The organism is Gracilibacillus sp. JCM 18966 (assembly GCF_055392695.1).
Window position 1 is genome coordinate 1,727,140 of the sequence record NZ_AP043883.1, and the last position, 24,846, is coordinate 1,751,985.

The window sequence follows — 24,846 nt, forward strand, 5'->3', positions numbered from 1 at the left end:
TTATCGTGATTCATTCATTTATTCTAGACAATAATGTGTTGATAAAATACCCACAAAATCGTACAACACCCATTCAGCATGGAATTTCGATGTTTGAGCGAGATTTTAAAAAGGTATTCCAATCTTCACTAAAAGAAACGGAACAGGAGGATAATGCCACAATTGTTATTCGATATGCCGAGGAAGACGAGCCTGTTTTTCATAGACAGGAGTCCTATTCTATACGATTTATTAAAAGAGAAAAGACTGTCATGCATGTAGTCGGTAGCGATGACTTAGGTATTATTTACGGTTTGCTTCATATTAGTAACGAATACTTTGGTATTGATCCTTTCTGGTTCTGGGCGGACCTTGAGGTGGAAACGAAAGAGCAAGTGCGTATTCCGATAAAAAATTATGCTTCAATTGAGCCTGTTGTCCGATATAGAGGCTGGTTTGTCAATGATGAGGTTTGTCTGATTGGCTGGAAGCCTGAATATCCGCCAACTGAAGAGGTTTGGTATCCTGTATTTGAAGCATTGTTAAGATGTGGGGGGAACATGGTGATCCCTGGAACGGATTTACCGAAGCATGGTATTCACTTTCATTTAGCATCAGAGATGGGGCTATGGATTACGCATCACCATGCGGAGCCACTCGGTGCAGAGATGTTCCTCAGAGCCTATCCAGGAGAAAAAGCAAGCTATAAAGAAAACCGTGAACGATTTGAACAACTTTGGGAGGAAGCCATCATCAAACAAAAGGACAAAAAAGTCTTATGGATGCTTTCTTTCCGAGGTCAAGGAGACCAGCCTTTTTGGGACTTTGATCCGAGCTTTAATACACCTGAAAAGAGAGGGGAAATGATCAGCTATGTTATCAATAGACAGAAAGAATTGATCGAAAAGCACGTGGAGAATCCTGTCTGTGGTGTTGCTTTATATGGCGAGATCTCTGAGCTTTACAAACAAGGAGTAATGAAGCTACCTGATAATGTGATTAAAATGTGGGCAGATAATGGGTATGGGAAGATGGTTTCCAGAAGTCAAGGGAATGAAAACAACCGAGTTCCAGCATTGCCTGATCTCGATGATAAGGGATTACATGGTATATACTATCACATTACTTTTCATGATTTGAAAGCTTCTAATCACTTAACCATGTTTCCATCCTCGTCTACCTTCATTTTAAAAGAGCTACAAAATGCTTTTCATCACCAGGCAGATAAGTATCTTTTGCTCAACAGTGGAAATATTCGTCCACATCTATATCAGCTGGATCTTGTCAGTGAAATCTGGAAAAATGGCACTACAGACATCGATAGCCACTTAGATAGCTTCATAAATCGCCTATTTTCTACTTGTCAAGAGGAAATTGGAAAGATTTATAAGGAGTATGCTACCTGTACGGTTTCATTTGGTGGATATGCAGATGAAAAGGCGGGGGAGGAGTTTTATCATCATCCTGCAAGAATCATCATTGGTCATTGGCTAACCGGAAGCATAGCAAAACGGGCTGAAAAACTAGGCTGGGTTCCGGAAAATAGAACATTCGATGAACAGGTAAGCTTTTTTTATCAGAAATGTACAGAAGGCTTGGAAAATTGGGCTAAATTAAAGAAAAAATGCTGGAAGGTTTTGGCACAATTGTCAGACAAGGAGAAAACTCGTTTTCGTGATCAAGTTTTATTTCATGTAGAATTACATGAATCAGGCTGTCTGGGGTTTGTTCGTTTATGTAAAGCTTTTTTCTCTTTTAAAGAAGGGAATTATCCTGTTGCTTTTGTATGGGCTTCAAAGTCAATGGCGGCATATAGCATGGGTGTGGATACATTAAGAAAATCAGAGCACGGAAAATGGAAGAACTTCTACCGGGCAGATTGGTTGACGAATATTCAATCAACCGTAGACAATTTAGACACATTGCGAAAATATCTTCGCGTGTTTGGAGATAGTCCTGACTTCTTCTTATGGTATAAGGAATACATTATGCCAGAAACAGAAAAATATATTTATCTAGAGAACACCCATAGAGAGCCTCTATCTGATGATGACCTAGCTCAGAAACTAGAAGAGAAGTTTTTAGAAAATGGAACCATATAGCGTGGAATGCAAAACATCACCACTTTAAAAGCCTGTCTTTAAAGTGGTGATGGTGTACCATGAAATCATACCTTTAAAGCTACCTCGTCTGAAAAATGAACGCTAAACTTACAGTGATTGTCTCCTTCTGCTCTACATTGCACTCTTTCAACTTGATCGGTAGCCAACACCTGCTTAAACATATTGGTCTCACATTGACAGGCGATATGATACTCGTTTGCAACGGCAAATATAGGACAGTTGTATTCTGTCATTTCATATTGATTTTCATTAATCTGTCTTAGCTCCGCCATATAGCCTTTTTCATTTTGAATCTTCACCATTTCCTCAACTTTTTCTTTGTTTGTTGCTCTTGTAACACGTTTTTTGTAATCATTAGTAAGTCGTTCTTCCCGCTTTTTAAAGAGCTGATTTATCGACTCATCCCCATGTATTGCTTGAATATCTTTTAGAAATTCGACACTAATAGATTCATAATTGTTAGGGAATAATCGATTTCCTTTTGAGGTTAAACAGTACCTTTGTATTGGTCTACCGATAGATTGTTTATGATGCTCACTTCTAATCAGGCCATCTTTTTCTAATCTATGAATATGTTTGCGAACAGCCATATCTGTCATGTTTAAAAAATCGGTTAATTCTTTTACAGACATGGAGATTTCTTTTTTAAATAATTCTAGTATTTTATCTTTCGTTGTTTTAACGGATGGCATCTTCAGAACCCTCCTATTTATAAATGAATGTCCTTTCTTTATTATACAAATGATAAAAAAAGATTGGAAATATTAAGAAACAAATTAATTGAATCCTAGAAAAATATGGTTTATGATTATATTATACTTTTTATACCCAAAAGTATAATAATTAATCTTGGAGGTAGGAAAAATGGGAAAATTCACGTTACCTGCATTAACTTATGCCTTTGATGCCTTAGAACCACACATTGATCAAAAGACAATGGAAATTCATCATGGAAAACATCATCAAACCTATGTAGACAAATTGAATGCAGCACTGGAAGGTCAAGAGGGATTTGCTAACAGTAGCTTAGAAGAGCTTCTTGCTAATATAGACAACGTACCTGAAAGCATTCGTACCGCTGTGAGAAATAATGGTGGAGGCCATCTTAATCACACATTGTTTTGGGAAGTGATTGCACCAGGATCGAAAGCAGATAAACCAGAAGGAGAGCTTGCTAAAGCGATTGATCAACAGTTCGGAAGCTTTGATCAATTCAAAGAGGAATTTTCCAATGCTGCTGTAACAAGATTTGGTTCTGGTTGGGCATGGTTAGTTGTTAACTCGGATGGGAAGTTAGAAGTGACAAGTACGCCAAATCAAGATAATCCTATTTCAGAAGGGAAAACGGCTATCCTTGGGATTGATGTCTGGGAGCATGCATACTACTTAAAATATCAAAACAAGCGTCCAGATTACATTGCTAACTTCTATCAAGTCATTAATTGGGACGTAGTTGCAGAAAAATATCGACAAGCAATTAAATAATTTTAAATGATCGGATGGAAAGATACTAATGGTTATCTTTCCATCTTTTTATGTGTTAAGATTCTGTTAAAAGTGTAAGGATTCGATAATTAAAAAAGGAGCGATAATGATGGATCAGTCCTTTCAATCTTTAGTTGTGGATAAAGATCAAGATCAATTTTCAGTGAAAATTCAGGAGCTTTCCTTAAAAGACTTACCAGAAGGTGAAGTATTAATTAAAGTACACTATTCAAGTGTAAATTACAAAGACAGTCTTGCAGCCATTCCAAATGGTAACATCATTAGACACTATCCTATGGTTCCTGGTATTGATCTAGCGGGAATTGTGGAATCATCCACAGATCCACGCTATAAAGAAGGTGACAAAGTAATTGCTACTAGCTATGAGATCGGCGTGAATCATTTTGGTGGCTATAGTGAATATGCGAAGATTCCAGCTGATTGGCTAATACCTTTACCTCCACAGCTTTCACTAAAGGAGGCAATGATTATAGGGACTGCAGGTTTTACTGCAGGATTGTCAGTAAAACGTTTAGAGGAAAATGGTTTTCCTTCTAAAAAGGGAAAAGTCCTGGTTACTGGAGCAACAGGTGGTGTAGGTAGCTTCGCTATATCGATTCTGTCTAAACTAGGCTACCACGTGGAAGCAAGTACAGGCAAAAAGGCGGAGCAATCTTATTTAATGGAATTAGGGGCAACATCTGTTATTTCAAGAGAAGCGGTTTATGATGGGCAAATTCACTCTTTACATAAACAAAAGTGGACAGCAGCAGTGGATCCTGTTGGTGGTGAACCACTAGCATCCCTTTTAAGTCAAATCGAGTATGGGGGATCTGTTGCGGTAAGTGGGCTAACTGGTGGAACAAAAATACCTACAACTGTATTCCCGTTTATTTTACGAGGAGTTAATCTTCTTGGTATTGATTCGGTGTATTGTCCTATGGAAGTGAGAAGAAAGGTATGGGAGTGCTTGGCTACTAATTATAAACCAAAAAATTTGGGGGCACTTCTTCAACAAGAAGTAACACTCCAGCAATTGCCAGAAGTTTTACCAACATTATTAAAGGGACAAGCAAGAGGAAGAATAATCGTGAGACTTTAATCGATCGTTTAAGCCGATTTTTCTTTATGGAAAATCGGCTATTTCTATTATTTATATCCAACGATTGAAAAAAGATATTCAACGACCGAGTGGGCAATGGCAATTAGAATAATAAAATGAGCGGATTAAAGCTAGCCCTAGCAATTATGTTGCTAGGGCTAGTAAGCTACAATAGTTTTCTTGTTACATGTCCCCTCATCATTCCTCTTCAAAAAAGAAAAAGATGATTTTCGATAAGCATTTGCTATTTTTCTGTTACAATAATATGGATATGTATGGACATAATTCTATACGTCTTAGAATAGATAGGTTAGAAAGAGAAAGGATGTTTTATAGAAAATGACATCAACAGAAACATGGACTCCAATCACTCCAAAGTTTGACCCTTGGGAAGCTTATATGGATGTGGATGAATATGGGGAAATGACGTTAACCAATATAGAATTTACGACAACACATCTTTGTAATATGAGGTGTGCACACTGTGCCGTAGGATATACATTAAGAGATAAAGATCCGGAAGCTCTACCTTTTGAATTATTAAAACAACGTCTAGATGAAATTCCACATCTTAGAACATTGAGTATCACTGGTGGGGAACCGATGATGTCGAAAAAGTCAATTAGGGAATATGTCGTCCCATTGTTGCGATACGCCCATGAACGAGGTGTCAGGACCCAAATTAATTCTAATTTAACCTTACCCTATTCTCGTTATGAAGCAATTATTCCTTACTTAGATGTTTTACATATTTCACATAATTGGGGCACACCAGAGGAGTTTGCTGAAACAGGATTTGCGAATATGGACAGAAAGCCATCCGAAGAAAATCGCAAAAAATATTTTGAACGAATGGTAGAAAATTCACAGCGTTTAGCTGCTGAAGGTGTTATGGTATCAGCAGAAACGATGCTGAATAAGCGTACTTTTCCTTACTTAGAGTCCATTCATGATCATATTATCAAAATGGGCTGTGCTAGACACGAAGTACATCCTATGTATCCTGTTGATTTTGCTAGTGATCTCCAGACATTATCATTGGAGGAAATGCAGGAAGCGATCGAAAGGCTATTAAATCATCGCGATTCATCGATCTGGATGCTTTTTGGTACCTTACCTTTTTACCCATGTAATAAAAATGAAAAGGAGCTAGCACTATTAAAACGTCTCTATCAGGAGAAAAATGTCACTATTCGGAATGACCCGGATGGTCGTTCCCGTCTCAATGTCAATATTTTTACAGGAGAGGTTATTGTAACAGATTTCGGTGATGAGGAATCATCATTAGGAAATATTCAGCATACAACCTTACAGGAAGCCTATGATCGTTGGATGAATTCGAAGACTGCTCACTCTCTCAATTGTCATTGTCCTAAGGTGCGATGCCTTGGTCCAAATATTTTAGTGAAGAATACGTATTATCAAGGTGTGGATTTTTCGGAGAGAGTTAGTAATATCTCGAGATAAATATGACATTTGTCATATCGAAATACTGACAGCTGCCTCTAATAATTATCCTGAAAAATTCGTAAAATACTAACAAAGAAGCTACGAAAGTAGGGATAAGATGAGTAAACAAAAACAGGCGCAGCTCCGAAAAGATGTAATGCCATACGCTACATCACATACTAAAAAGAGTGTTTTTCAAATATTAAATACCATTTTACCTTTTTTTCTACTATGGTTTTTGGCATATCAAAGTCTATCCATTTCCGTTTTCTTAAGTATTGGAATTTCAGTGATTGCTGCAGGCTTTATGGTCAGGACCTTTATTATTTTTCATGATTGTGCTCATCAATCATTTTTTAAAAATAAAAAATGGAATCGTATATTAGGTACCATTACGGGTGTAATTACTCATTTTGCTTTTGAAAAATGGAAAAGAGAGCATGCCATCCATCATGCGACAAGTGGGAACCTTGACCAACGTGGTATTGGTGACGTATGGATCATGACAGTAAAGGAATATAAGGAGGCATCTAAAGGGCTTCGATTACAATATCGTCTATACCGTAATCCACTCATTATGTTTGGACTTGGCCCATTGTCCTTGTTTCTATATTCCAATCGTTTTAATCGGAAAGATGCAAAGAAGAAGGAGCGCTGGAATACGTATCTAATCAACGTTTTACTTCTATTAATTTATACCGTAATCATATTAACACTTGGTTGGGAAGCTATTTTGTTTGTACAGCTACCAATTGTTTATGTTGCGGGAATGCTAGGAATTTGGTTATTTTACGTACAGCATCAATTTGAAGATTCTTATTTTGAAAATGAATCAGAATGGGATTATGTCAAAGCAGCGGTTGATGGGAGTTCTTATTATAAATTACCTAAATGGTTAGAATGGCTAACAGGAAACATCGGCTACCACCATGTACACCATTTAGCACCAAGAGTTCCAAATTATAATCTAGACAAAGCACATCAACAAACACCGCCACTTCACAATGCAACCACTATTACGATATGGACTAGCCTAGAGTCAATACGTTTTCGTCTATATGATGAAGAGAAAAAAACCTTTGTTAGCTTTAAAGAAGTGAAAAGGGAATGGAATAGGGAAAATTCGATGTCTATTTCTTCAACTGCTAAAGGATCTCAAACGCTTCGATCTTAATTCGAAGCGTTTTTTTCTACTGCTAGGAACAGGATTCCTCAGGAAAAGGTCGAACTTATTAGTAAAGATAATTTTTACTAGGAGGGAATCTTTTGCAAAAGAGAGAGCAGCTAATGAAGGAATTTTCGGAGCTCATTCAGTTTGTTGAATCATTAAGGGAGTTAGACCAATTAACTTGGATTACGCCGCTAGCTGAAGGGAAGTGGACATTAAGAGATGTGGTCGCCCATATCATGCTTTGGGATAAATATTTTCTGGAGGAAGGAATCCAAAAAATAACAAATAACCAACCGGTAACAGTTCAGCATCTAAACTTTGATCAATTTAATCAAAAAGCTGTAGACTATGCCAAAAGAACGAGCCGGCAGGAAATCATCGATAGGACTATTCAATATAGGTCTGAGTTGATCAATCAAATACAATCCTTATCAGAAGAAGCGTTTATAGAAGAACGCGTGGATGGAGATGGGAATAAATTCTCCGCCTATCAATACTTATTAGACTTTATCTGGCATGATCATCATCATATTAATCAATTAAAAACCTTCTTGTCAAAAAGGGAAGCATAACAGAACAATGATAGAAAAAGGTATGGATTCCTTGTGAATGCATGCCTTTAAATAGTTTTAGGTTAAGTAAATCGGTTATACTGGAAAAAGCGATGAGAGGTGACTATTTTGCAAAATTGGTATCATTTATTCCCTAAAAATACTGGTTTGAGTTTATACATATGGATTATTTTTTGTGTATTGCCATTTTACTTTATTTTTCGTTCTACGGCATTGTATGAAATTATTTTTGGTATTGCTGTCACTTTAATTTTCTTTATTACCTACTGGATTTCATATACTTCTAGAGGAAGACTTGTGTACATAGGATTAAGTATTGAATTTGTGATCAATATTGCGATGACCCTATTATTTGGTTATGTTTATTTCGCTTTGTTTTCCGCTTTTTTTATTGGGAATATTAAGAGAAAGGCAGGGTTTGTTACTTTTTACGTGATCCATCTCGTTACAACGGTAGCGGCGATGGCACTTGCCTTCTGGTTAAACTATGATTTAATTATAAGACAAATCCCATTTCTTGTGATGACAATACTAGGAGTTATCCTTATTCCGATTAATCGATATAGTCGCTTAAAGCAAGAGGAGCTAGAAGGGAAGCTAGAGGATGCTAACCGAAAGATTGCTCGGTTAGCGATCGTCGAAGAAAGACATCGAATTGCTCGTGATCTACATGATACATTAGGACAAAAGCTTTCTTTAATCGGACTGAAAAGTGAACTTTCTCGAAAATTAATGAAAAAAGACCTCATGGCAGCAGAAAAAGAGATGCAGGATATTCAACATGTAGCTCGTCAAGCTTTAAAGGAAGTACGAGAAATGGTCTCGGAAATGAGAATGATAAAATTAACGGACGAGCTCGACCATGTTCAGCAATTGTTAACAGTAGCAGGAATCCAAAATCATGCAGAGATGAAGGTGAACATTGACCATATTCCATTACTTATTGAAAATGTGTTAAGTATGTGCCTAAGAGAAGCAGTAACCAATGTTGTCAAACATAGTGAAGCAAGCCATTGTACTATTTCCATTATCGAAAAGCAGGATAGTTTTCAACTAGAGGTTACGGACAATGGTGTTGGGACAAATCAAACGATAGCTTTTGGTAATGGTTTAAAAGGAATGAGAGAAAGATTGGAATTTGTAGAAGGCAAAATAAAGTTATTAAAAAAAGAAACAGACTTTACTATCCAATTAACAGTACCAAAAGTAATTAAGCAGATGGAGGTGGATGAGGTTTGATTCGAATTGTATTGGCTGAGGATCAACAGCTTTTATTAGGAGCGCTTGGTTCCCTGCTTGACTTGGAGGAGGATATGAAGATTGTTGGCAAAGCAAGCAATGGGGATGAAGTTCTGGCATTAGTAAAAAGGGAAGATCCTGATATTTGTATTATGGATATTGAAATGCCAGTTAAAACAGGGCTAGATGCAGCGGAGGAGCTGACTGATCATCCGTGTAAGGTGATTATCTTAACAACCTTTGCAAGACCGGGTTATTTTGAACGGGCAAGAAATGCAGGGGTAATGGGCTATCTATTGAAGGATAGTCCAAGTGAAGATTTAGCACAATCGATTCGCCAAATCATGAGAGGGAAAAAAATTTACGCACCAGAATTGATTGACTTAGCGTTTGCAGATTGTAATCCATTAACGGAGAGAGAATTGGATGTCATGAACCTGATGGCAGAGGGCAAAACTACTAAAAATATTGCAAAGGAACTTTTTTTAACAAATGGAACAGTTCGAAATTATATATCGATTATTTTGGATAAATTAGAAGTAGAAAACCGAATTGAAGCGATTGCAAAAGCAAAGGATAAAGGGTGGCTAAAATAGGGACATGAACTCGAGTTCCTATTTTTTGCTTTTTTCTATGAAAAAGCATACAATAGCTTTCGTGATTATACGTGAAAAAGGAGTGAAAAGATGACTGCATCGACTCAGAAGAGAAGTACTATTGTAGCATTACTATTAGCTGGAGCATTTATTGCGATCTTAAATCAAACGTTAATGATTACCGCTATACCACCAATTAAAGATGAAATGAATATTACAGCCAATTCTGCACAATGGTTGACGACCATTTTCATGCTGGTAAATGGTATTATGATTCCTGTTAGTGCATTTTTAATTGATCGTTTTACAACAAGGCAACTATTTATTACGGCAATGAGTGTTTTCACTCTTGGTACTTTAGTTGCAGCTATTGCGCCAAACTTTGCCATGCTCCTTGCGGGACGTGTGATTCAATCTGCGGGTGGGGGGATTATGCTACCATTAATGCAAACAGTGTTTTTAATGATTTTCCCTGTAAATAAGCGAGGCACTGTAATGGGGCTAGTTGGTTTAGTTATCTCTTTTGCTCCTGCTATTGGACCAACATTATCTGGTTGGATAACAGAGCATTATTCTTGGAGGATGTTGTTTTATATTATTCTTCCTATTGCGATTATCGATATTATCATCGCTTATTTTGTTATGAAGAATGTGACAGAGGTTTCTAAACCAAAAGTAGATATATTATCTATTATTCTATCATCATTCGGTTTTGGAGGATTATTATACGGCTTTACGAGCGCGGGTAACAGTGGCTGGAGTTCACCAGTTACGATCATCGTTATAACCGTTGGCGTATTATCGCTTATCGCCTTTATTCTCCGTCAATTCAAACTAGAAAACCCTATGTTAGAGTTTAGAGTGTTTAAGTATTCCATTTTTCCATTAACCGTTAGTATTGGTATGATTTCGTTTATGGGATTGATTGCAGTAGAAACACTAGTCCCTTTATATATGCAGGATGCTAGGGATTTTTCAGCTGTAGATTCTGGCTTGGTTATACTACCGGGGGCCTTAATTACCGGTTTGATGTCACCGATCACTGGACGTATATTTGATAAAATTGGTGCAAGATGGCTCACAATTACTGGACTTTTCCTAATGACTGGTGCCACCTTCTTCTTTTCGTTCTTGGATGATAAGACATCGATCACTTACTTAACACTTGTTTTTGCGATAAGAATGCTTGGAGTTTCCATGGTCATGATGCCTGTTGCTACTGCAGGGCTAAACCAGTTACCAAAACGCCTAATTGCCCATGGTGCAGCTATGGATAATACTTTGCGAATGGTGTTTGCTTCTGTTGGTACTGCAATTATGGTATCCATCATGACAACTGCCCAACAAAAAGCCCAAACAAGTGGAGAAGCTTTTCCTGGAATCGTAGGAGCTAATACAGCATTTTTAGTATTATCATTTGTTACACTTGCTGGCTTTATTGTATCGCTATTTATTAAAAATAGTAAACCTTCAGATATTGATCAAGAGTCATATGAAAAAGAGGATTAAATAGAACAAAGGGATAAAGGAGTGTTATTACTCCTCTATCCTTTTTTTATTTAATGATATTTCCTATGCTTCGGGATTGCTTTTTCAATAAAATTGTCGGCAAGCTCTTCTAATTCTTCTTGCATTTCTTCTCCATCCATCGGTAATCCGTGCCCTGCTATTACAATGGAAGGCTTTAGCTCGGCAATCTTTTTGACGGAATTGCCTGCTTCCACCCAGTCTTCTGTAAAATAGGCTGGAGGTCCATAAATATGTTGGATCGGAAAGAGAATGGACCAAGAGGATTCGGGTTTTTCGGTGGAAATGGCATCACCCGCAATAAGGACACGATCCTTCTCGCGGAAAAAGCTTATATGTCCCTTTGAATGTCCTGGTGTCTCAATATAATGCCAATCTTCTAAAAATGGAACAGATCCATCACTTGGTAATGGTTGAACGAATTTTTCTAAATGCTCTGGTTGAGTAGGGAAGATGACCGATAAAATAGAGATTATCCCACCACCAACTGTTGGATCTCCTGGTGGATAAGATTCTTTTCCAGTGACATAATCCATTTCCTTTTCATGAACATAAATCGGTACATTCCAATATTCTGCTAGCTTTCTTGCCGATCCGGAATGATCGAAATGACCATGTGTAAGGATGATAGCCTTCGGTGGTTTATTTCCATAACGTTCCTCACAGGCATGAATGATTCTCTGTTGATATCGTTTGAGACTTGTATCGATTAATACCCAATCCTGATCTGGTGCACCAATCATCACCACATTTGTCAAAAGAGTACGATAATAAGCGATATCATCGGTCACTTTCTCTGGTACGGCATGTTCATAGTTTTGTTCCATTTCTTCTAATTGTTTTAAACGTTCATGTTCCATGTCGATTCCCCCAATCTATTGATCATAATGCTAAAAAACTCCTGTGATTAGAAATGATAAAATGTAGATGATAGAACTCTCTCCTTATATCTTGATAATATTGGACGTATTTTATACAAATCAACAGTGTTGGCCGATGAATATGTTTTAGTAAAAAATGTGTAAAATGAGAAAAATCGCTTTACACATATAGACAAATGTAGGAAACATGATAAACTTTTATATAAGATGAAGTGAGGGAGCTCGGTTACAATGAAAATGTGGACGAAAAAAATAATGGTATGGTTAGTGGCGATTCTAACACTTGGTTTATACGTTCCCCCAATATATTTGGATGCAGATATCGATAAAACAGATAAAGGTGAGATTACACCTAATGAAGAGAATGATTCGACTTCCATAGAGCAGGTAGCGGTTCTAGAGCAAGTAGAAGAGACTTTATCGAATGAGGAACTGTATTTAGAGGCTTTGAATCATCAAGCACAGGAGCATTTATTTTTAAAGCTAGGTAACAAGATCTCCCATCAAATTGATGAGGAAATAGAAAGCGCTATTGTACCTCATTTAGAATTGGTTTTGGAACAGCTTTATGACCAGCTCGGTGAAGAAAGAAGCCAATACTTAATCATTTCAGAGGGTCCATCGTCGGGATATGGAGAACGTATATTTAATTTATATGATACGGTCCAAAAACAAAATATAGCAACCTTCCATGTAAACCGTGTGAAACGACCGCAATCTGGTTATTATTTTCAATTCCACTATCATTTACAACAAGATAATTTTGAAGAACACTATCCAATCGGGGATGTTTATTGGGGAAAAAATACACCCCCAAGATGGATGTCCTAGAAGAAGTAATAAGAGATGCCTTCTGTAGTAAAAGGGCATCTTTTTTGCCATAGTGAGATCATTCTTTTATTACAAAGAGAATTATAAGAAAATTTAGAACTTTTTTCTTTATTTTATCGAAAGAAATAGGTACAATAGAATCTATCGTGTTAAATGATTAACAAGGAAGAAGAGATCAAAGAATATTCATCATAAAGGAGTATTGTCAATGCCTATTAAAGTGCCAGATTTATTACCAGCAAAAAGTAAATTGCAGGATGAGAATATTTTTGTCATGGATGAGAGCCGTGCTTTTTCGCAAGATATTCGTCCACTTAAAATTCTTATATTAAATCTGATGCCATTAAAGCAACAAACAGAGACACACTTGTTGCGTTTATTAGGCAATAGCCCGTTACAAATCGAAATCGGGTTGCTTCATACGAATACACATACTTCAAAAAATACATCACCAGAGCATTTAAAGCAATTTTATAAATCGATTGATGATGTGAAAGCAAATAAATATGATGGACTAATTATAACAGGTGCCCCGATAGAAAACTTAGCATATGAAGACGTTAATTACTGGGAAGAGTTGACACAAATCATGGAGTGGAGTAAGAAAAATGTCACGTCAACACTTCATATTTGTTGGGGGGCAATGGCTGGTTTATATTATCACTTCGGTGTAGACAAATATATGATGGATAAAAAATTATCTGGAATCTATACCCATACATTGAATGATCCTAGAGAGAAGCTTTTAAGTGGATTTGACGAAGAGTATTTGGCGCCACATTCTAGGCATGCAGATATACGAAGAGAAGATATTGAAAGTGTTCCAGAACTCAAGATACTAAGCGAATCTGATGAAGCAGGGGTTTACCTGGTTGCTTCCAAGGATGGTAAACAAATTTTCATTACGGGACACCCCGAATACGACTCCTATACCTTAAAGAAGGAATATGATCGTGATGAAGCAGCTGGTTTGAATCCGATGTTGCCAATAAATTATTTTCCAAATGATGATCCAACACAACAGCCAAAGCTGCGCTGGAGAACACACTCCAATATTCTCATCTCTAATTGGCTTAATTATTATGTGTATCAAGAAACACCTTACCAATTGTAAAAACCTTTAAAACCCGGGCTTATCTGTAAAAGATGTCCGGGTTTTTTCTTAAATTAATGCAACTTTTGCTCGTAATGATGATACGTATCCATTGCAAGGGTTACGGCTTGGGCAAATGCTGCTCCCCCGCCTAATGCTGCACTTATCGCTAATGTCTCCATTATTTCTGTTTCGTTTGCTCCATGCTCTACTGCCCCTTTTGTATGATAAATGATACAATATTCATCTTGAGCATAAATGCTTATCGCCAGGGCCATTAATTGTTTGTTTTTTTGATTAATCTCTCCAGCTTTAAATGCCTCTTCTGTAAAATGAAAGAAGCCCTTTGTCATTTCGGGTAATTGTTCTTGCATTCTGGTAGTACCACGCTTGTAGTCCTCTATTGCCTGATCAAAATAATTAATATGATTATCCATTTTATTTTCTACCTACCTTTCCTTATTTAATCTGAGTATTATGCCACATTTTATACAAAAACGTTGAACACAAGCCTATCTAAATTTTTCCAAAGTTTTAAATTTTCATAATAGGGGTAATATTTAATAACTCGAATTCGAGAGGAGTGGTCATCTTGGATGAAAACAAAGAAGTAGAGGTTGAAAAGAAAGAGAAGAAATCTGATTCAAGTAAGGTTGGCGTAGCAGCAATCAAATATATAACTTATTTAATTATTTTCTTCGGTATTCTTTGGTTCCTAATCAATTACGTATTTGGGCAATTATTATAACTTTTCACAAGAAGCTGGGACATAACTAAATAGGAAGAAGGAAAATCCGAACAACCTTCTGACTGAGCGTAGTCAAAATACGGAGACTCCTGTGGGAACAGCACGAGCTGAAGATCCACTTTGCAAAGTGGTTTTCTTTGCAAAGTTAGCTGAGGCCGTGCCCACGGAAAGCGAAGTATTTTGACGGAGCGGTTACAGTGCACAAATATTAACGTTCGGATTATTCCTGCTTTACTACTCTTTTGTCCCAGCCCCTTCGCTATTTACGCTATAAAATGCTTGTTAGTTTTCTTTTTCTACAACACCCTCTAAGATAGAGATATGGAGAAGGGGGTGATTCATATTGCGTGTAAGACAACAAGAAATATTGAAGGAACTTTTATTTACAGAAAAGGATACGCTTTTGATTCATCATTTCGCAACCGAATTTAATTGTTCAGAGAAAACGATAAGAAATGATTTGCAAGAGATTGAGAATGATTTAAAAAACTTTAAGAGTGCCAATTTAATTAGAAAACCTGGTGTAGGCATCTCTTTACAAATATCAAAAGAGGACAAAAAGCGGTTAATCGCTTTACTGTACTCCAATCAATCCAACTACCTTGAAAAGCTAGAACTAACAGGAGCAGAAATACAAGAAGTTACTTACCGACTTTTAATGGAAAGAAATCTTACGGTAAGATCATTATCTCAACACTATTTTGTTTCTACTCCTAATATGCGAAGAGAATTAGAGAAAATCAGAAATTGGTTAACTACAAAAAATATTAAATTGAAAACTAAGCAACGTGTCGGATTAATGATAGAAGGTATGGAACAGGATATTCGTATGGCTCTAATCAGTTTGGATGAAATATTTCCTAAGAGTGATAGGAAACCATTCTTATTTCAGACAATGCATTCATATGAAATATCGAGGATTGAATCCAGTGTTTATAAACTGCTGAATGAGCAGAGAATTCCTATAACAGATGAGAGTATTATACACCTAATATTTTATGTGATGGTGATGATTAAGCGAATTAAGACTGGTCATACCCTAGAAATAAAAGAGCAGCAACGAGCGTTAATCCAAGGGAAAAGAGAGTTTAGCTGGATGAAGGAAATTGGTCAGCAATTAGAGCATGAGTTTCAATTAACCTTCTCTCAAGATGAAATCATCTATCTGACAATGCAACTACTTGGCGCAAAGCTTAGTGACAAGCATGGAGCATTTTATTCTTATGATATAGAAACAGAGAAACAAGCGGAAAGAATTACAGATATTCTCAGCAAGCGGCTAAGTATTTTAGCATTAATGCCATTTAATCAGGATGCCCGCCTAAAAGAAGGATTGCATACACATTTCTATTCCGTGCTACATCGTTTAAAATATGATCTGCCACTAAAAAATCCGCTAGTCTCTGATATTAAACAGATGTATCCTTTTATGTTTGATGCAATTATAACTACCTTAGCAGAGATGAAAGAAGAATTACCATCTGCATTACCGGAGGATGAGGTTGCTTTTTTAACCTTGCATTATCAAGCGGCAGTGGAACGGATTCGTTCAAAAAATAAAAAAATGAAACGTGTTGCCATTGTTTGTCATATGGGTGTTGGTGTATCAGAGATTTTACGTTCCAAATTACAGGGGCTTTTTCAAGATATAGAAATAATCGCAACATTGTCACAGAATGATTTAAAAAAATATTTGAAGCATAAGCAAGTAGATTTCATTATAACAACGATGTGGACAAAGGATATTACGATCCCACAAATTATCGTATCTCCACTGTTAACAGACGAGGATAAACAGAAATTGAGAGTAGCATTTTCTAAAAAAGATTCAGTGAACCATGAAACAGTTCCGATATTAAAACAATTGATGGATGAAAAGTATATCTTTATTCATGGCCAGTTTGAGCATCGTTTTACTTTGATTGAGAAAATTGCGGACAGATTGCATCATGATGGAATCGTTGAAAGAGATTATGGACATCAAGCATTGTTAAGAGAAAGAGCTGCAGCGACAGCAATCGGTGGGGGTATTGCCATTCCACATGGTAGTCCAGGCCTTGTAAAGGAATCTAAAATTGTTGTTGCAACATTGGACAAACCTATGATGTGGGGAACGGAAATGGTGACTTTGGTATTCTTCTTAGTCCTTAAACACGAGAATTCGGATAAAAGGAGGAGACTATTCCATCAATTATCCAGACTTGCTGGAAATCCAGAAATGGTAGCAAAGATTACCGCACAGACAGATCGAGAGCAATTAATCGAATTATTAATCTAATCCTATGACAATACTGTGATAGGATTTTTATCTTTTTACCACAATTTCCGGTAATAAATAAATATTTTGAAATGGTTATATAGGGGTATACTAAAGAAAATAAAAGGAATAGAGAGGTGTGAACAGATGAAGCTATTAGCCATAACATCTTGTCCTAATGGTATCGCACATACGTATATGGCTGCAGAAAACCTAGAAAAAGCAGCAAAGGAAATGGATATAGATTTAAAAGTCGAAACACAGGGGTCTATCGGCGCTGAAAATCAACTGACTGCAGCAGAAATTGAAGAAGCAGAAGCTATCATTATTGCGGCAGATAAAGCAGTAGATAAGAGTCGCTTTATCGGCAAAAAGTTGATTTCAGTAGGAGTACAAGAAGGAATTAGAAACCCAAAAGATCTCATCAATAGAGCGATCAGTAACAAAGCTCCCGTTTACCAAGGAGAAAAGGGAAATAAGGACAAAATGCCGACTTCCTCTGAGACTACAAAGCAAAATCCAATCTATCGTCACTTAATGAATGGTGTTTCCTTCATGGTACCATTTATTGTTGTTGGGGGATTATTAATTGCCATTTCTTTAACACTTGGTGGTGTTCCAGGTGAGGGCGGAATTGTTATTCCAGAAGATTCCTTTTGGAAGACGATTGAACAGATTGGAAGTGCTTCCTTCAATTTTATGGTTCCGATCTTAGCAGGGTATATTGCTTATAGTATTGCGGACAGGCCTGGTTTAGTACCAGGTATGATTGGTGGATACATTGCAGCAAATGGTAGCTTTTATGGAAGTGAAGCAAGTGCAGGTTTTCTAGGTGGGATTATTGCCGGCTTTCTTGCGGGATATGTCGCACTTTGGATTAAGAAAATCAAAATTCCTAAGATGATGCAGCCGATTATGCCGATCATTATTATTCCGGTATTATCCTCTTTAATTGTCGGACTCTTATTTGTATTATTAATTGGAGCACCAGTAGCACAAGTGTTTGAAGCTCTCACATCATGGTTAAAAGGAATGCAAGGAACCAGCTCGATTCTACTTGCCCTTATATTAGGTGCGATGATTTCTTTTGATATGGGTGGTCCTGTCAACAAAGTAGCCTTCTTGTTCGGTTCAGCGATGATTGGTGAAGGAAACTACGAAATCATGGGTCCGATTGCGGTTGCGATTGCAGTGCCTCCTATCGGCCTAGGACTAGCAACCTTAATATTCAAAAATAAATTTGAAAAGGCACAACAAGAGACAGGTAAGGCGTCCTTAACTATGGGACTATTCGGTATTACAGAAGGTGCCATTCCCTTTGCGGCCCAAGATCCTTTACGAGTTATCCCAAGTATTATGGTCGGATCGATGACAGGATCAGTTATTGCCATGCTAAGTGGTGTAGGTGATCGAGTGGCACATGGTGGCCCTATTGTTGGTGTATTAGGTGCTGTAGATAATGTACTGATGTTTTTTGTGGCGATCATTATTGGCTCTATTGTTACAGCATTAATGATTAAGCTATTAAAAAAGGATGTTGTTAGCCCAGAAAACAACCAAGCATCATCACAGCAAGAACCAGAAGTGACGACTGAAAAGCTTGAAGGTATAAATAAATTAACAGATATAACAAATCTAGATTTGATGGATGTTAACCTTCAAGGAGACACTCGAGATACAGTAATAGATGAATTAATTGAAAAGCTTTACGAAGAGGATATACTAACTTCAAAGACAGAATTTAAGCAAGCAATTCTAGAGCGTGAGGCAGAAAGCTCAACAGGGATAGGTATGAATGTGGCAATCCCTCATGGAAAATCTGATGCTGTGAAAACTCCAAGGGTAGTCTTTGGGATAAAAAAGGATGGCATTGATTGGCACAGCTTGGACGACTCATTAGCTAAATTAATTTTTATGATTGCTGTTCCAAAACAAGCGGAAGGGGATGCACACTTAAAAATATTACAAATGCTTTCCCGAAAATTAATGGACGAAGAATTTAGAGAGCAGTTATTAAGGGCGAAATCAGATGAAGAAGCATTTCAATTATTAGAACAAATTCAATAAAAACTTTTACAGTCACCAGGGTAACGCCCCCTGGTGATTTTTGTGCATTCAGAAGAAGTTTTACTATTGTGAACCTCTTCCTTTAGAAAAAGCATGTAAGGAAACCTTACATGGAAATGGTGTGCTTTCTAAAATCAGATTACACTATGTTTAACAGTTGATGTTAATACTTTTTACAAGGAGAGAGAAATCAGATGGAAACTGTATTGATGGATAATGTATGGGTTATTATTGGGACTTTTTTAGTTTTATTAATGCTTGGTGGTTTTATTTTATTAGAAGCTGGTTCCACTAGAATGAAGAATGCCGGTCATATTGCCGGTAAAACAATCTTTACAGCAGGAATAGGTTCACTCGTCTTCTGGGCAGTAGGATATGGCTTTATCTATGGAGACGGCAACTGGTTTATTGGACTTTCTAATTTTTTCTATGGGGATACAAGCTTTAGTGAAGAAGGACTTTCACCAGCGGTAGACTTTATGTTTCAGATGATGTTTGCCCTTATCGCTTTAACGATTGCATTTGGAGGCTTTGCTGAGAGAGCGAAATTATCGGCTTATGTCGTATTTGCAGTTTTATTCTCTGCTATCGTCTATCCGGTTGTAGCCCATTGGATATGGGGTGGAGGATGGCTAGCAGATCATGGAAAACAGGACTTTGCAGGATCTACTGTTGTCCACTTAACTGGTGCAATGGCGGCCCTTGCTGCAACGATTATTTTGAAGCCACGTATAGGTAAATATAATAAAAATGGTTCCACAAATAATTTAGCTGGACATAACCAAGTGTACACCGCTTTAGCTGTTTTGCTTTTGTGGGTAGGATGGTTTGGCTTTAATGGGGCAAGTACATTCGGAGTTTCTGAGGCTTTCTTTGGTTACGTTATTTTAAATACACAACTAGCAGCAGCAGCTGGTGCACTTGCCGCCATGTTTACAGTTTGGGCAATTACTGGTAAAGCAGACGTACCGACAACACTGAATGGTGCATTAGCAGGATTGGTTGCCATTACCGCTTCATGTGGCTTTGTAGAACCTTGGGCAGCAGTGGTGATAGGTGCAATTGGGGGCATAATCGTATATGGAAGCATGAGATTCTTCGATCGAGCAAGAATCGATGATCCAATTTTTGCCTTATCTGTTCATGGAACTGTAGGAGTATGGGGAACGATCTCTACTGGTTTCTTCGCAACAGAATCCTTATCAATTGGTGCTGACTGGGGCTTGCCTGGGTTGTTTTATGGAGGAGGCTTAGAACAACTAATGGTACAAATTTTAGGTGTTGTAGCAAGTGGTGCCTATGCATTCATTGCTTCCTTCATTATTCTTAAGGTAATGGATAAAGTCATGGGCGGTTTACGTGTAACAGAAGAAGAAGAAATAATTGGTCTTGACTTGAGTGAGCATGGTAGCTATGGTTATCCAGAGAATATCTCTCCATTAAATGAACAACAGGCTAAATAATTCGGAAAAGGGGATGACTTCCGACATGAATTATGAAGCGATCTATCTTATGCGGAAGCAAGAAATCCATAAGCAAACCACATCAGAACACTTGAATCAATGGCATGATGAACTGATGAAAAGAGTAGTCCATCTTGCCATTGAAAAAGTAGAAGCAGAGCAGGGGAGAATACCTGCTCCCTTTGCCTTTTTTGTCATGGGGAGTGCTGGACGAAGGGAGCAATCCATTTGGAGTGATCAAGACCATGGGATTGTATTTGATGGAAAAAAAGAGCATAAACGATACTTTCTAAGGTTAGGAAAGGAGATTGTGACTGGACTTGAGCTAACAGGCTATCAACGCTGTGATGGTAAGGTAATGGCTTCTGAATCAATGTGGACTCAAACTCTTGCTAGCTGGAGCGAACAAGTAATTGGATGGCTAGAGCAGGCTTCCTGGCAGTCATTAAGGCATTTTTCTACCTTTTTTGATTCAAGAGTATTAATTGGTCAAAAAAATTTATTAGCAAAGGTTAAGGTTACGACCTTCTGTTATTTAGAAAACCATCGACAGCTTTACAATAGATTTATTGATAATTTTGACTTTATTCGAAAAGGCACAAATATCTTTGGAAAGCTTCTAACAGAGCAATCTGGACCAATGTCTGGAAGAGTTCCGATAAAAACTACGACTATCCTTCCTTATGTTAATGCGATGCGTTTATTAGCGCTTCACCATCAAGAATCGCGAGCCTCTACACTGCAACGCATGCAAGAGCTAAAAACAAAGTATACCTTTTTACAAGAATATGAAGCAATTTACCACCAATTGATGGAATTTAGATTTGTTCATACAAAAGCAGCGGAAAATTATGATGCCGTTCATTACATTCCTTTGCATCAATTATCTAAGGATGACAAAAAGGAGCTGAAGCAATTCATGAAGAGTGGTTCAGAGCTATTTCAATTGGCTAAAGAGGCGATCGAAACTGAGTGTTCCAAATGGTAATGAATCAAATGCTACAATTTCTGAAGCAAATCTATGGGAATCAGGTTACTTCCATGTCTAGTGAGACAGATCCAAATAAAATTGCTTATATTAGGAGCCTGCAACGGGAATTAAAGAAGAAGGATGTACTGAATTTACCCATATATGAACTACCAATGGTTGTCTTTGATATAGAAACAACTGGCTTTTCTCCATACCATGGTGATCGTATCTTATCGATTGGGGCAATCAGGATGGTGGGGCCAAGGGTGTTAACTGATCAACTCTTCTATAAAACGGTGAATCATGAATGGCCTCTTTCAAAGGAGATTGAAGCATTAACTGGTATAACAGCCTTTGAACTAAAAAAAGCGGCACCACTCGTCACAGTGTTACGACAATTCTATCAGTTTGTGAAAAGTGATACGTTAGTAGCACACCATTCCAGTCATGAAAAGCAATTTATGAAGCATGCCAGCTGGACCGAGTTAAAAACTAGCTTTCAGCACCGCATACTGGATACGACGTTTTTAACAAAGGTGGTGGCAAATGGATGCAATTATGTTAGTCTGGATGACTGGTGTAATCATTACGGGATAGACATTGGAATTAGGCACCATGCTCTTTATGATGCAGTTGCGACAGCAAGAATTTGGTCTGCATGCATAAGACAAGTGGAAGCAATGGGATTTCAAAGCTTAAAGGAAGTGTATGCTCATATTGCTAGACAATCATAATATCTGAAAGGAGCAAAACAAGTTGAGTCATGATATTCCTGAATATAAAGCCACCTTTCCAATAAGTGTCGTAGAGGAATTGACCGAATTATCAGGACGACAAATTCGTTATTATGAAAAGCAGGGTCTTATTTCACCGAGGAGGAATAATGGCAATAGAAGAATGTTTTCCATCCACGATATTCATCAACTAAAGAAAATAAAAGCATATATTGATCAAGGTATTAATATTGCAGGTATAAAAGCAATGCTAAAGGATTAACACCCTTCGCTGTTACAAGAGGTAGCGAGGGGTGTTTATGCTTACACTATTCATTAAACAGATTAAATACACCGCCAATTCCACCTTCCCCTTTGTTTCCACCTTTTTGAGGAAGAGCAGCAAATACTTTACTAGCTAAACGACTAAATGGCAAGGATTGAATCCATACTGTACCAGGTCCAGATAATGTAGCGAAAAAGATCCCTTCTCCACCGAATAGTGCTGTCTTAATGCCACCAACAAATTCGATATCATATTGGACGTTACCTGTCATCGCTACTAAACAGCCTGTATCTACCTTAAGCCTTTCTCCTGGTTGAAGTGTTTTTTGGTGGATGGTACCTCCAGCATGGACAAAAGCCATACCATCTCCTTCAAGCTTTTGCATAATAAATCCCTCCCCACCAAAGAATCCAGTTCGAATCCTTTTCTGGAATTCGATACCTACAGATACACCTTTTGCAGCTGCCAAAAAAGCGTCTTTTTGACAGACGATTTTTCCTCCTTGCTCACTCAAATCCATTGGTACAATTCTTCCGGGATAAGGAGAGGCAAAGGATACACGTTTTTTCCCCATTCCTTCATTAGTGAAGGTAGTCATAAATAAGCTTTCTCCGGTAACTACACGTTTACCTGCCCCGAGCAATTTACCTACAATTCCACCATGATGGGAGGATCCATCTCCAAAAATCGTTTCCATTTTAATGCCATCATCCATCATCATCAAACTACCAGCTTCCGCAACTACTGTTTCATGAGGATCTAGTTCTATCTCGACAAATTGCATATCATCTCCATGAAGCTCATAGTCAATTTCATGAGTATTCATATTATCCACTCCTTATAGATTTATCCTTTCTAACTAAGCATACGTTAAATAGGTTGAAAAAGTTTCAACTATAGAAAAACAGATATAACAGAAAATTCAGAAAAGTATGTGAATAAATATTCAAAAATTTTATAAAAAATTTGAGGTCGTTTCTTCTATTTTTAGGGGTAAATCATGAGTATTTGAGGATTAATAAGAGTATTAAAAAGAATTATAAAGAATTTCGAAAAATATATTTACAAATTAAAAAAATATGGTACGATATAAGTGAATTCATTAATAAATGGATAAATTTTATTGGGAAAGGGGATAGTTGACTATGGTGACATCTTTATACATGGTTTCTTTAACTATTCTACTAACTTTTCTGGTTTTGTCTGTCGTGGAAAAAATCTCTTCACGTCGTAAAAAGCTAAAAGTAGAGATAAGTTTAGACACAACAGAACAACCCAATCCACAGGTCCAACCAGTCATTGCTGGGAAAAATATGAGATAATCCAAACTAACCTTTTCGTAAGGATAGATAATGCGAAATAAAACCTCCTGAAAAATTCAGGAGGTTTTTTGTATGACTATATAAGAGAGTGAGACGATATTTTAGAATTCCCATTCTTCTTTTAAATGTAAATAAAGCAAAAGAAGGATATCTTCATCGCTTCGATGAAGACTAGCTACTTCTGATTCAATCTTAGGAAGTAGGATATCTGCAATCTGTCTAGTTAATTCGGTACGCTCTTCCTGCTTGATATCAGGTAGACGAGAACAATAAGTAGAAAGTAAGCGCCAATCCTTGTTAGTGAACTGTTTTAAGTGGAAGGCATCGATCACTAGTTCTTCTTTTTGTAAATTCTTCTTCTGAATATATTTTTCTAATGGTGATAGTCTGTTCGATTTATTTGCTCGTTCATGAACGACAATGGTGCCTGCTGTTAAATCTCCTAATCTTTTATGCTTTTGGTGGGAAAAAATCATAATCATTCCAACGAGATAGCCAAAAGGGAGCATATCTACCACTCGCAAAAAGTTTCGAATAATACTCGATAAAAAGGTAATGTTATGACCATTTTCTTGTATTACGCGAATATTTAACATCCTTTTTCCGATAGTTCGCCCACTCCAAAAATACTCCCAAAAAATAAAGTAGCCGAATTGAAGGAGTAGGGTGATGATAAGATAAAAGGCGATGGCATACCCAATTCCTTCATCAAACAAAATAAAATCATTGATACCGGAAAAAATGATTAGGAGAAGAAGGATGATCTCAACAATTGCAATAATCGTATAGTCAATGATTTGTGCAGTAGCTCGAGATCCTAATCCAGCCAATTGAAATTGTAATGAGACGTATTCAGGGGTTTTGACATTAACCTGTTCCTGTGCCATAAGTATTCCTCCAAGAAAAAATGTGATCTGTTCATTTGCTGTTCGTTGCAGTATAATGTAGTAAAAAGTTAGAAAATTAGGTGAA

24 protein-coding genes are annotated in these 24,846 nt (G+C 37.2%); 19 read left to right on the forward strand and 5 right to left on the reverse strand.

Translation table 11 applies throughout. The features are described from left to right. The first annotated feature begins 5 nt into the window (after positions 1-5). A complete protein-coding gene (locus tag ACZ5N5_RS08245; RefSeq protein WP_464368436.1) occupies positions 6-2,081 on the forward strand; it encodes a glycosyl hydrolase 115 family protein in 2,076 nt (691 codons plus the stop codon). Positions 2,082-2,146: 65 nt separating this feature from the next. On the opposite strand, the gene ACZ5N5_RS08250 is transcribed toward ACZ5N5_RS08245, so the two are convergent. Next, on the reverse strand, positions 2,147-2,794 hold the full coding sequence (locus ACZ5N5_RS08250) for a helix-turn-helix transcriptional regulator (protein WP_109984757.1): 648 nt from the start codon (positions 2,792-2,794) through the stop codon (positions 2,147-2,149). Positions 2,795-2,966: 172 nt separating this feature from the next. Here ACZ5N5_RS08250 and ACZ5N5_RS08255 point away from each other — a divergent pair, with 172 nt between their 5' ends. The 8 genes from ACZ5N5_RS08255 to ACZ5N5_RS08290 all read left to right on the forward strand — a co-directional run bounded on the left by ACZ5N5_RS08255 (position 2,967) and on the right by ACZ5N5_RS08290 (position 11,225). Further along, the gene (locus ACZ5N5_RS08255) at positions 2,967-3,587 is read left to right on the forward strand and encodes a superoxide dismutase (protein WP_054789132.1); all 621 of its coding nucleotides are present in this window, start codon (positions 2,967-2,969) and stop codon (positions 3,585-3,587) included. Between the two features lie 109 nt (positions 3,588-3,696). After that, on the forward strand, positions 3,697-4,689 hold the full coding sequence (locus tag ACZ5N5_RS08260) for an acrylyl-CoA reductase family protein (RefSeq protein ID WP_109984758.1): 993 nt from the start codon (positions 3,697-3,699) through the stop codon (positions 4,687-4,689). Positions 4,690-5,028: 339 nt separating this feature from the next. Next, positions 5,029-6,156, forward strand: a complete 1,128-nt coding sequence (yfkAB, locus tag ACZ5N5_RS08265) for a radical SAM/CxCxxxxC motif protein YfkAB (RefSeq protein WP_464373622.1) — start codon at positions 5,029-5,031, stop codon at positions 6,154-6,156. Between the two features lie 100 nt (positions 6,157-6,256). Then, entirely contained in the window at positions 6,257-7,312 is a 1,056-nt protein-coding gene (gene desA / locus ACZ5N5_RS08270; protein WP_054860686.1) for a Delta(5) desaturase DesA, read from the forward strand. Between the two features lie 92 nt (positions 7,313-7,404). Further along, on the forward strand, positions 7,405-7,881 hold the full coding sequence (locus ACZ5N5_RS08275) for a DinB family protein (protein WP_109984760.1): 477 nt from the start codon (positions 7,405-7,407) through the stop codon (positions 7,879-7,881). A 108-nt stretch (positions 7,882-7,989) separates the two neighbouring features. Further along, a complete protein-coding gene (locus ACZ5N5_RS08280) occupies positions 7,990-9,120 on the forward strand; it encodes a sensor histidine kinase (protein ID WP_109984761.1) in 1,131 nt (376 codons plus the stop codon). After that, entirely contained in the window at positions 9,117-9,716 is a 600-nt protein-coding gene (locus tag ACZ5N5_RS08285) for a response regulator transcription factor (RefSeq protein WP_109984762.1), read from the forward strand. The genes ACZ5N5_RS08280 and ACZ5N5_RS08285 overlap by 4 nt, the downstream gene beginning before the upstream one ends. 90 nt (positions 9,717-9,806) lie before the next feature. Next, positions 9,807-11,225 carry a DHA2 family efflux MFS transporter permease subunit gene (locus ACZ5N5_RS08290; protein WP_109984763.1) on the forward strand — a complete coding sequence of 473 codons (1,419 nt, stop codon included), beginning with the start codon at positions 9,807-9,809 and terminating at the stop codon, positions 11,223-11,225. Between the two features lie 50 nt (positions 11,226-11,275). Here the strand turns inward: ACZ5N5_RS08290 and ACZ5N5_RS08295 are convergent, their stop codons facing one another. Beyond that, positions 11,276-12,103 (reverse strand): MBL fold metallo-hydrolase, encoded by an 828-nt coding sequence (locus ACZ5N5_RS08295; protein ID WP_054789128.1) that lies wholly within the window; start codon positions 12,101-12,103, stop codon positions 11,276-11,278. Positions 12,104-12,355: 252 nt separating this feature from the next. Here ACZ5N5_RS08295 and ACZ5N5_RS08300 point away from each other — a divergent pair, with 252 nt between their 5' ends. Both ACZ5N5_RS08300 and metA read left to right on the forward strand, forming a co-directional pair. Further along, complete coding sequence (locus ACZ5N5_RS08300) at positions 12,356-12,955, forward strand: YpjP family protein (protein ID WP_109984764.1); 600 nt, start codon at positions 12,356-12,358, stop codon at positions 12,953-12,955. A 208-nt stretch (positions 12,956-13,163) separates the two neighbouring features. Beyond that, positions 13,164-14,069, forward strand: a complete 906-nt coding sequence (metA, locus tag ACZ5N5_RS08305; protein ID WP_277678530.1) for a homoserine O-acetyltransferase MetA — start codon at positions 13,164-13,166, stop codon at positions 14,067-14,069. Between the two features lie 53 nt (positions 14,070-14,122). Here metA and ACZ5N5_RS08310 read toward each other — a convergent pair whose 3' ends face one another. Beyond that, positions 14,123-14,485 carry a carboxymuconolactone decarboxylase family protein gene (locus ACZ5N5_RS08310; RefSeq protein ID WP_109984766.1) on the reverse strand — a complete coding sequence of 121 codons (363 nt, stop codon included), beginning with the start codon at positions 14,483-14,485 and terminating at the stop codon, positions 14,123-14,125. A gap of 155 nt (positions 14,486-14,640) precedes the next feature. On the opposite strand from ACZ5N5_RS08310, the gene ACZ5N5_RS08315 reads away from it, so the two are divergent. From ACZ5N5_RS08315 to ACZ5N5_RS08345, 7 genes are all read left to right on the forward strand, one after another. Continuing rightward, complete coding sequence (locus tag ACZ5N5_RS08315) at positions 14,641-14,796, forward strand: hypothetical protein (RefSeq protein ID WP_181397558.1); 156 nt, start codon at positions 14,641-14,643, stop codon at positions 14,794-14,796. A gap of 343 nt (positions 14,797-15,139) precedes the next feature. After that, the gene (locus tag ACZ5N5_RS08320) at positions 15,140-17,074 is read left to right on the forward strand and encodes a BglG family transcription antiterminator (protein WP_109984767.1); all 1,935 of its coding nucleotides are present in this window, start codon (positions 15,140-15,142) and stop codon (positions 17,072-17,074) included. A gap of 126 nt (positions 17,075-17,200) precedes the next feature. After that, a complete protein-coding gene (locus ACZ5N5_RS08325; RefSeq protein ID WP_109984768.1) occupies positions 17,201-19,120 on the forward strand; it encodes a PTS fructose transporter subunit IIABC in 1,920 nt (639 codons plus the stop codon). Between the two features lie 194 nt (positions 19,121-19,314). Further along, entirely contained in the window at positions 19,315-20,583 is a 1,269-nt protein-coding gene (locus tag ACZ5N5_RS08330; RefSeq protein ID WP_109984769.1) for an ammonium transporter, read from the forward strand. Between the two features lie 49 nt (positions 20,584-20,632). Further along, positions 20,633-21,571, forward strand: coding sequence for a DUF294 nucleotidyltransferase-like domain-containing protein (locus ACZ5N5_RS08335; RefSeq protein WP_464373623.1), 939 nt, complete (start codon positions 20,633-20,635; stop codon positions 21,569-21,571). Then, on the forward strand, positions 21,571-22,287 hold the full coding sequence (locus ACZ5N5_RS08340) for an exonuclease domain-containing protein (protein ID WP_347403247.1): 717 nt from the start codon (positions 21,571-21,573) through the stop codon (positions 22,285-22,287). Before ACZ5N5_RS08335 ends, ACZ5N5_RS08340 begins: the two co-directional genes overlap by 1 nt. Positions 22,288-22,309: 22 nt before the next feature. Beyond that, positions 22,310-22,549 (forward strand): MerR family transcriptional regulator, encoded by a 240-nt coding sequence (locus tag ACZ5N5_RS08345; protein WP_054788226.1) that lies wholly within the window; start codon positions 22,310-22,312, stop codon positions 22,547-22,549. 46 nt (positions 22,550-22,595) lie between these two features. Here ACZ5N5_RS08345 and ACZ5N5_RS08350 read toward each other — a convergent pair whose 3' ends face one another. After that, positions 22,596-23,378 carry a TIGR00266 family protein gene (locus ACZ5N5_RS08350; protein WP_109984772.1) on the reverse strand — a complete coding sequence of 261 codons (783 nt, stop codon included), beginning with the start codon at positions 23,376-23,378 and terminating at the stop codon, positions 22,596-22,598. Positions 23,379-23,697: 319 nt separating this feature from the next. On the opposite strand from ACZ5N5_RS08350, the gene ACZ5N5_RS08355 reads away from it, so the two are divergent. Continuing rightward, positions 23,698-23,874 (forward strand): hypothetical protein, encoded by a 177-nt coding sequence (locus ACZ5N5_RS08355; protein WP_181397560.1) that lies wholly within the window; start codon positions 23,698-23,700, stop codon positions 23,872-23,874. Between the two features lie 101 nt (positions 23,875-23,975). Here the strand turns inward: ACZ5N5_RS08355 and ACZ5N5_RS08360 are convergent, their stop codons facing one another. Further along, positions 23,976-24,761 carry an RDD family protein gene (locus tag ACZ5N5_RS08360; RefSeq protein ID WP_464373624.1) on the reverse strand — a complete coding sequence of 262 codons (786 nt, stop codon included), beginning with the start codon at positions 24,759-24,761 and terminating at the stop codon, positions 23,976-23,978. Positions 24,762-24,846 lie beyond the last annotated feature (85 nt).

Coding starts and splice junctions, on each gene's coding strand:
- ACZ5N5_RS08250 (WP_109984757.1), bottom strand. CDS start 2,794: ATGCCATCCGTTAAAACAACGAAAGATAAAATACTAGAATTATTTAAA.
- ACZ5N5_RS08255 (WP_054789132.1), top strand. CDS start 2,967: ATGGGAAAATTCACGTTACCTGCATTAACTTATGCCTTTGATGCCTTA.
- ACZ5N5_RS08260 (WP_109984758.1), top strand. CDS start 3,697: ATGGATCAGTCCTTTCAATCTTTAGTTGTGGATAAAGATCAAGATCAA.
- yfkAB (WP_464373622.1), top strand. CDS start 5,029: ATGACATCAACAGAAACATGGACTCCAATCACTCCAAAGTTTGACCCT.
- desA (WP_054860686.1), top strand. CDS start 6,257: ATGAGTAAACAAAAACAGGCGCAGCTCCGAAAAGATGTAATGCCATAC.
- ACZ5N5_RS08290 (WP_109984763.1), top strand. CDS start 9,807: ATGACTGCATCGACTCAGAAGAGAAGTACTATTGTAGCATTACTATTA.
- ACZ5N5_RS08295 (WP_054789128.1), bottom strand. CDS start 12,103: ATGGAACATGAACGTTTAAAACAATTAGAAGAAATGGAACAAAACTAT.
- ACZ5N5_RS08300 (WP_109984764.1), top strand. CDS start 12,356: ATGAAAATGTGGACGAAAAAAATAATGGTATGGTTAGTGGCGATTCTA.
- metA (WP_277678530.1), top strand. CDS start 13,164: ATGCCTATTAAAGTGCCAGATTTATTACCAGCAAAAAGTAAATTGCAG.
- ACZ5N5_RS08310 (WP_109984766.1), bottom strand. CDS start 14,485: ATGGATAATCATATTAATTATTTTGATCAGGCAATAGAGGACTACAAG.
- ACZ5N5_RS08325 (WP_109984768.1), top strand. CDS start 17,201: ATGAAGCTATTAGCCATAACATCTTGTCCTAATGGTATCGCACATACG.
- ACZ5N5_RS08330 (WP_109984769.1), top strand. CDS start 19,315: ATGGAAACTGTATTGATGGATAATGTATGGGTTATTATTGGGACTTTT.
- ACZ5N5_RS08335 (WP_464373623.1), top strand. CDS start 20,633: ATGCGGAAGCAAGAAATCCATAAGCAAACCACATCAGAACACTTGAAT.
- ACZ5N5_RS08340 (WP_347403247.1), top strand. CDS start 21,571: ATGAATCAAATGCTACAATTTCTGAAGCAAATCTATGGGAATCAGGTT.
- ACZ5N5_RS08350 (WP_109984772.1), bottom strand. CDS start 23,378: ATGAATACTCATGAAATTGACTATGAGCTTCATGGAGATGATATGCAA.
- ACZ5N5_RS08355 (WP_181397560.1), top strand. CDS start 23,698: ATGGTGACATCTTTATACATGGTTTCTTTAACTATTCTACTAACTTTT.
- ACZ5N5_RS08360 (WP_464373624.1), bottom strand. CDS start 24,761: ATGGCACAGGAACAGGTTAATGTCAAAACCCCTGAATACGTCTCATTA.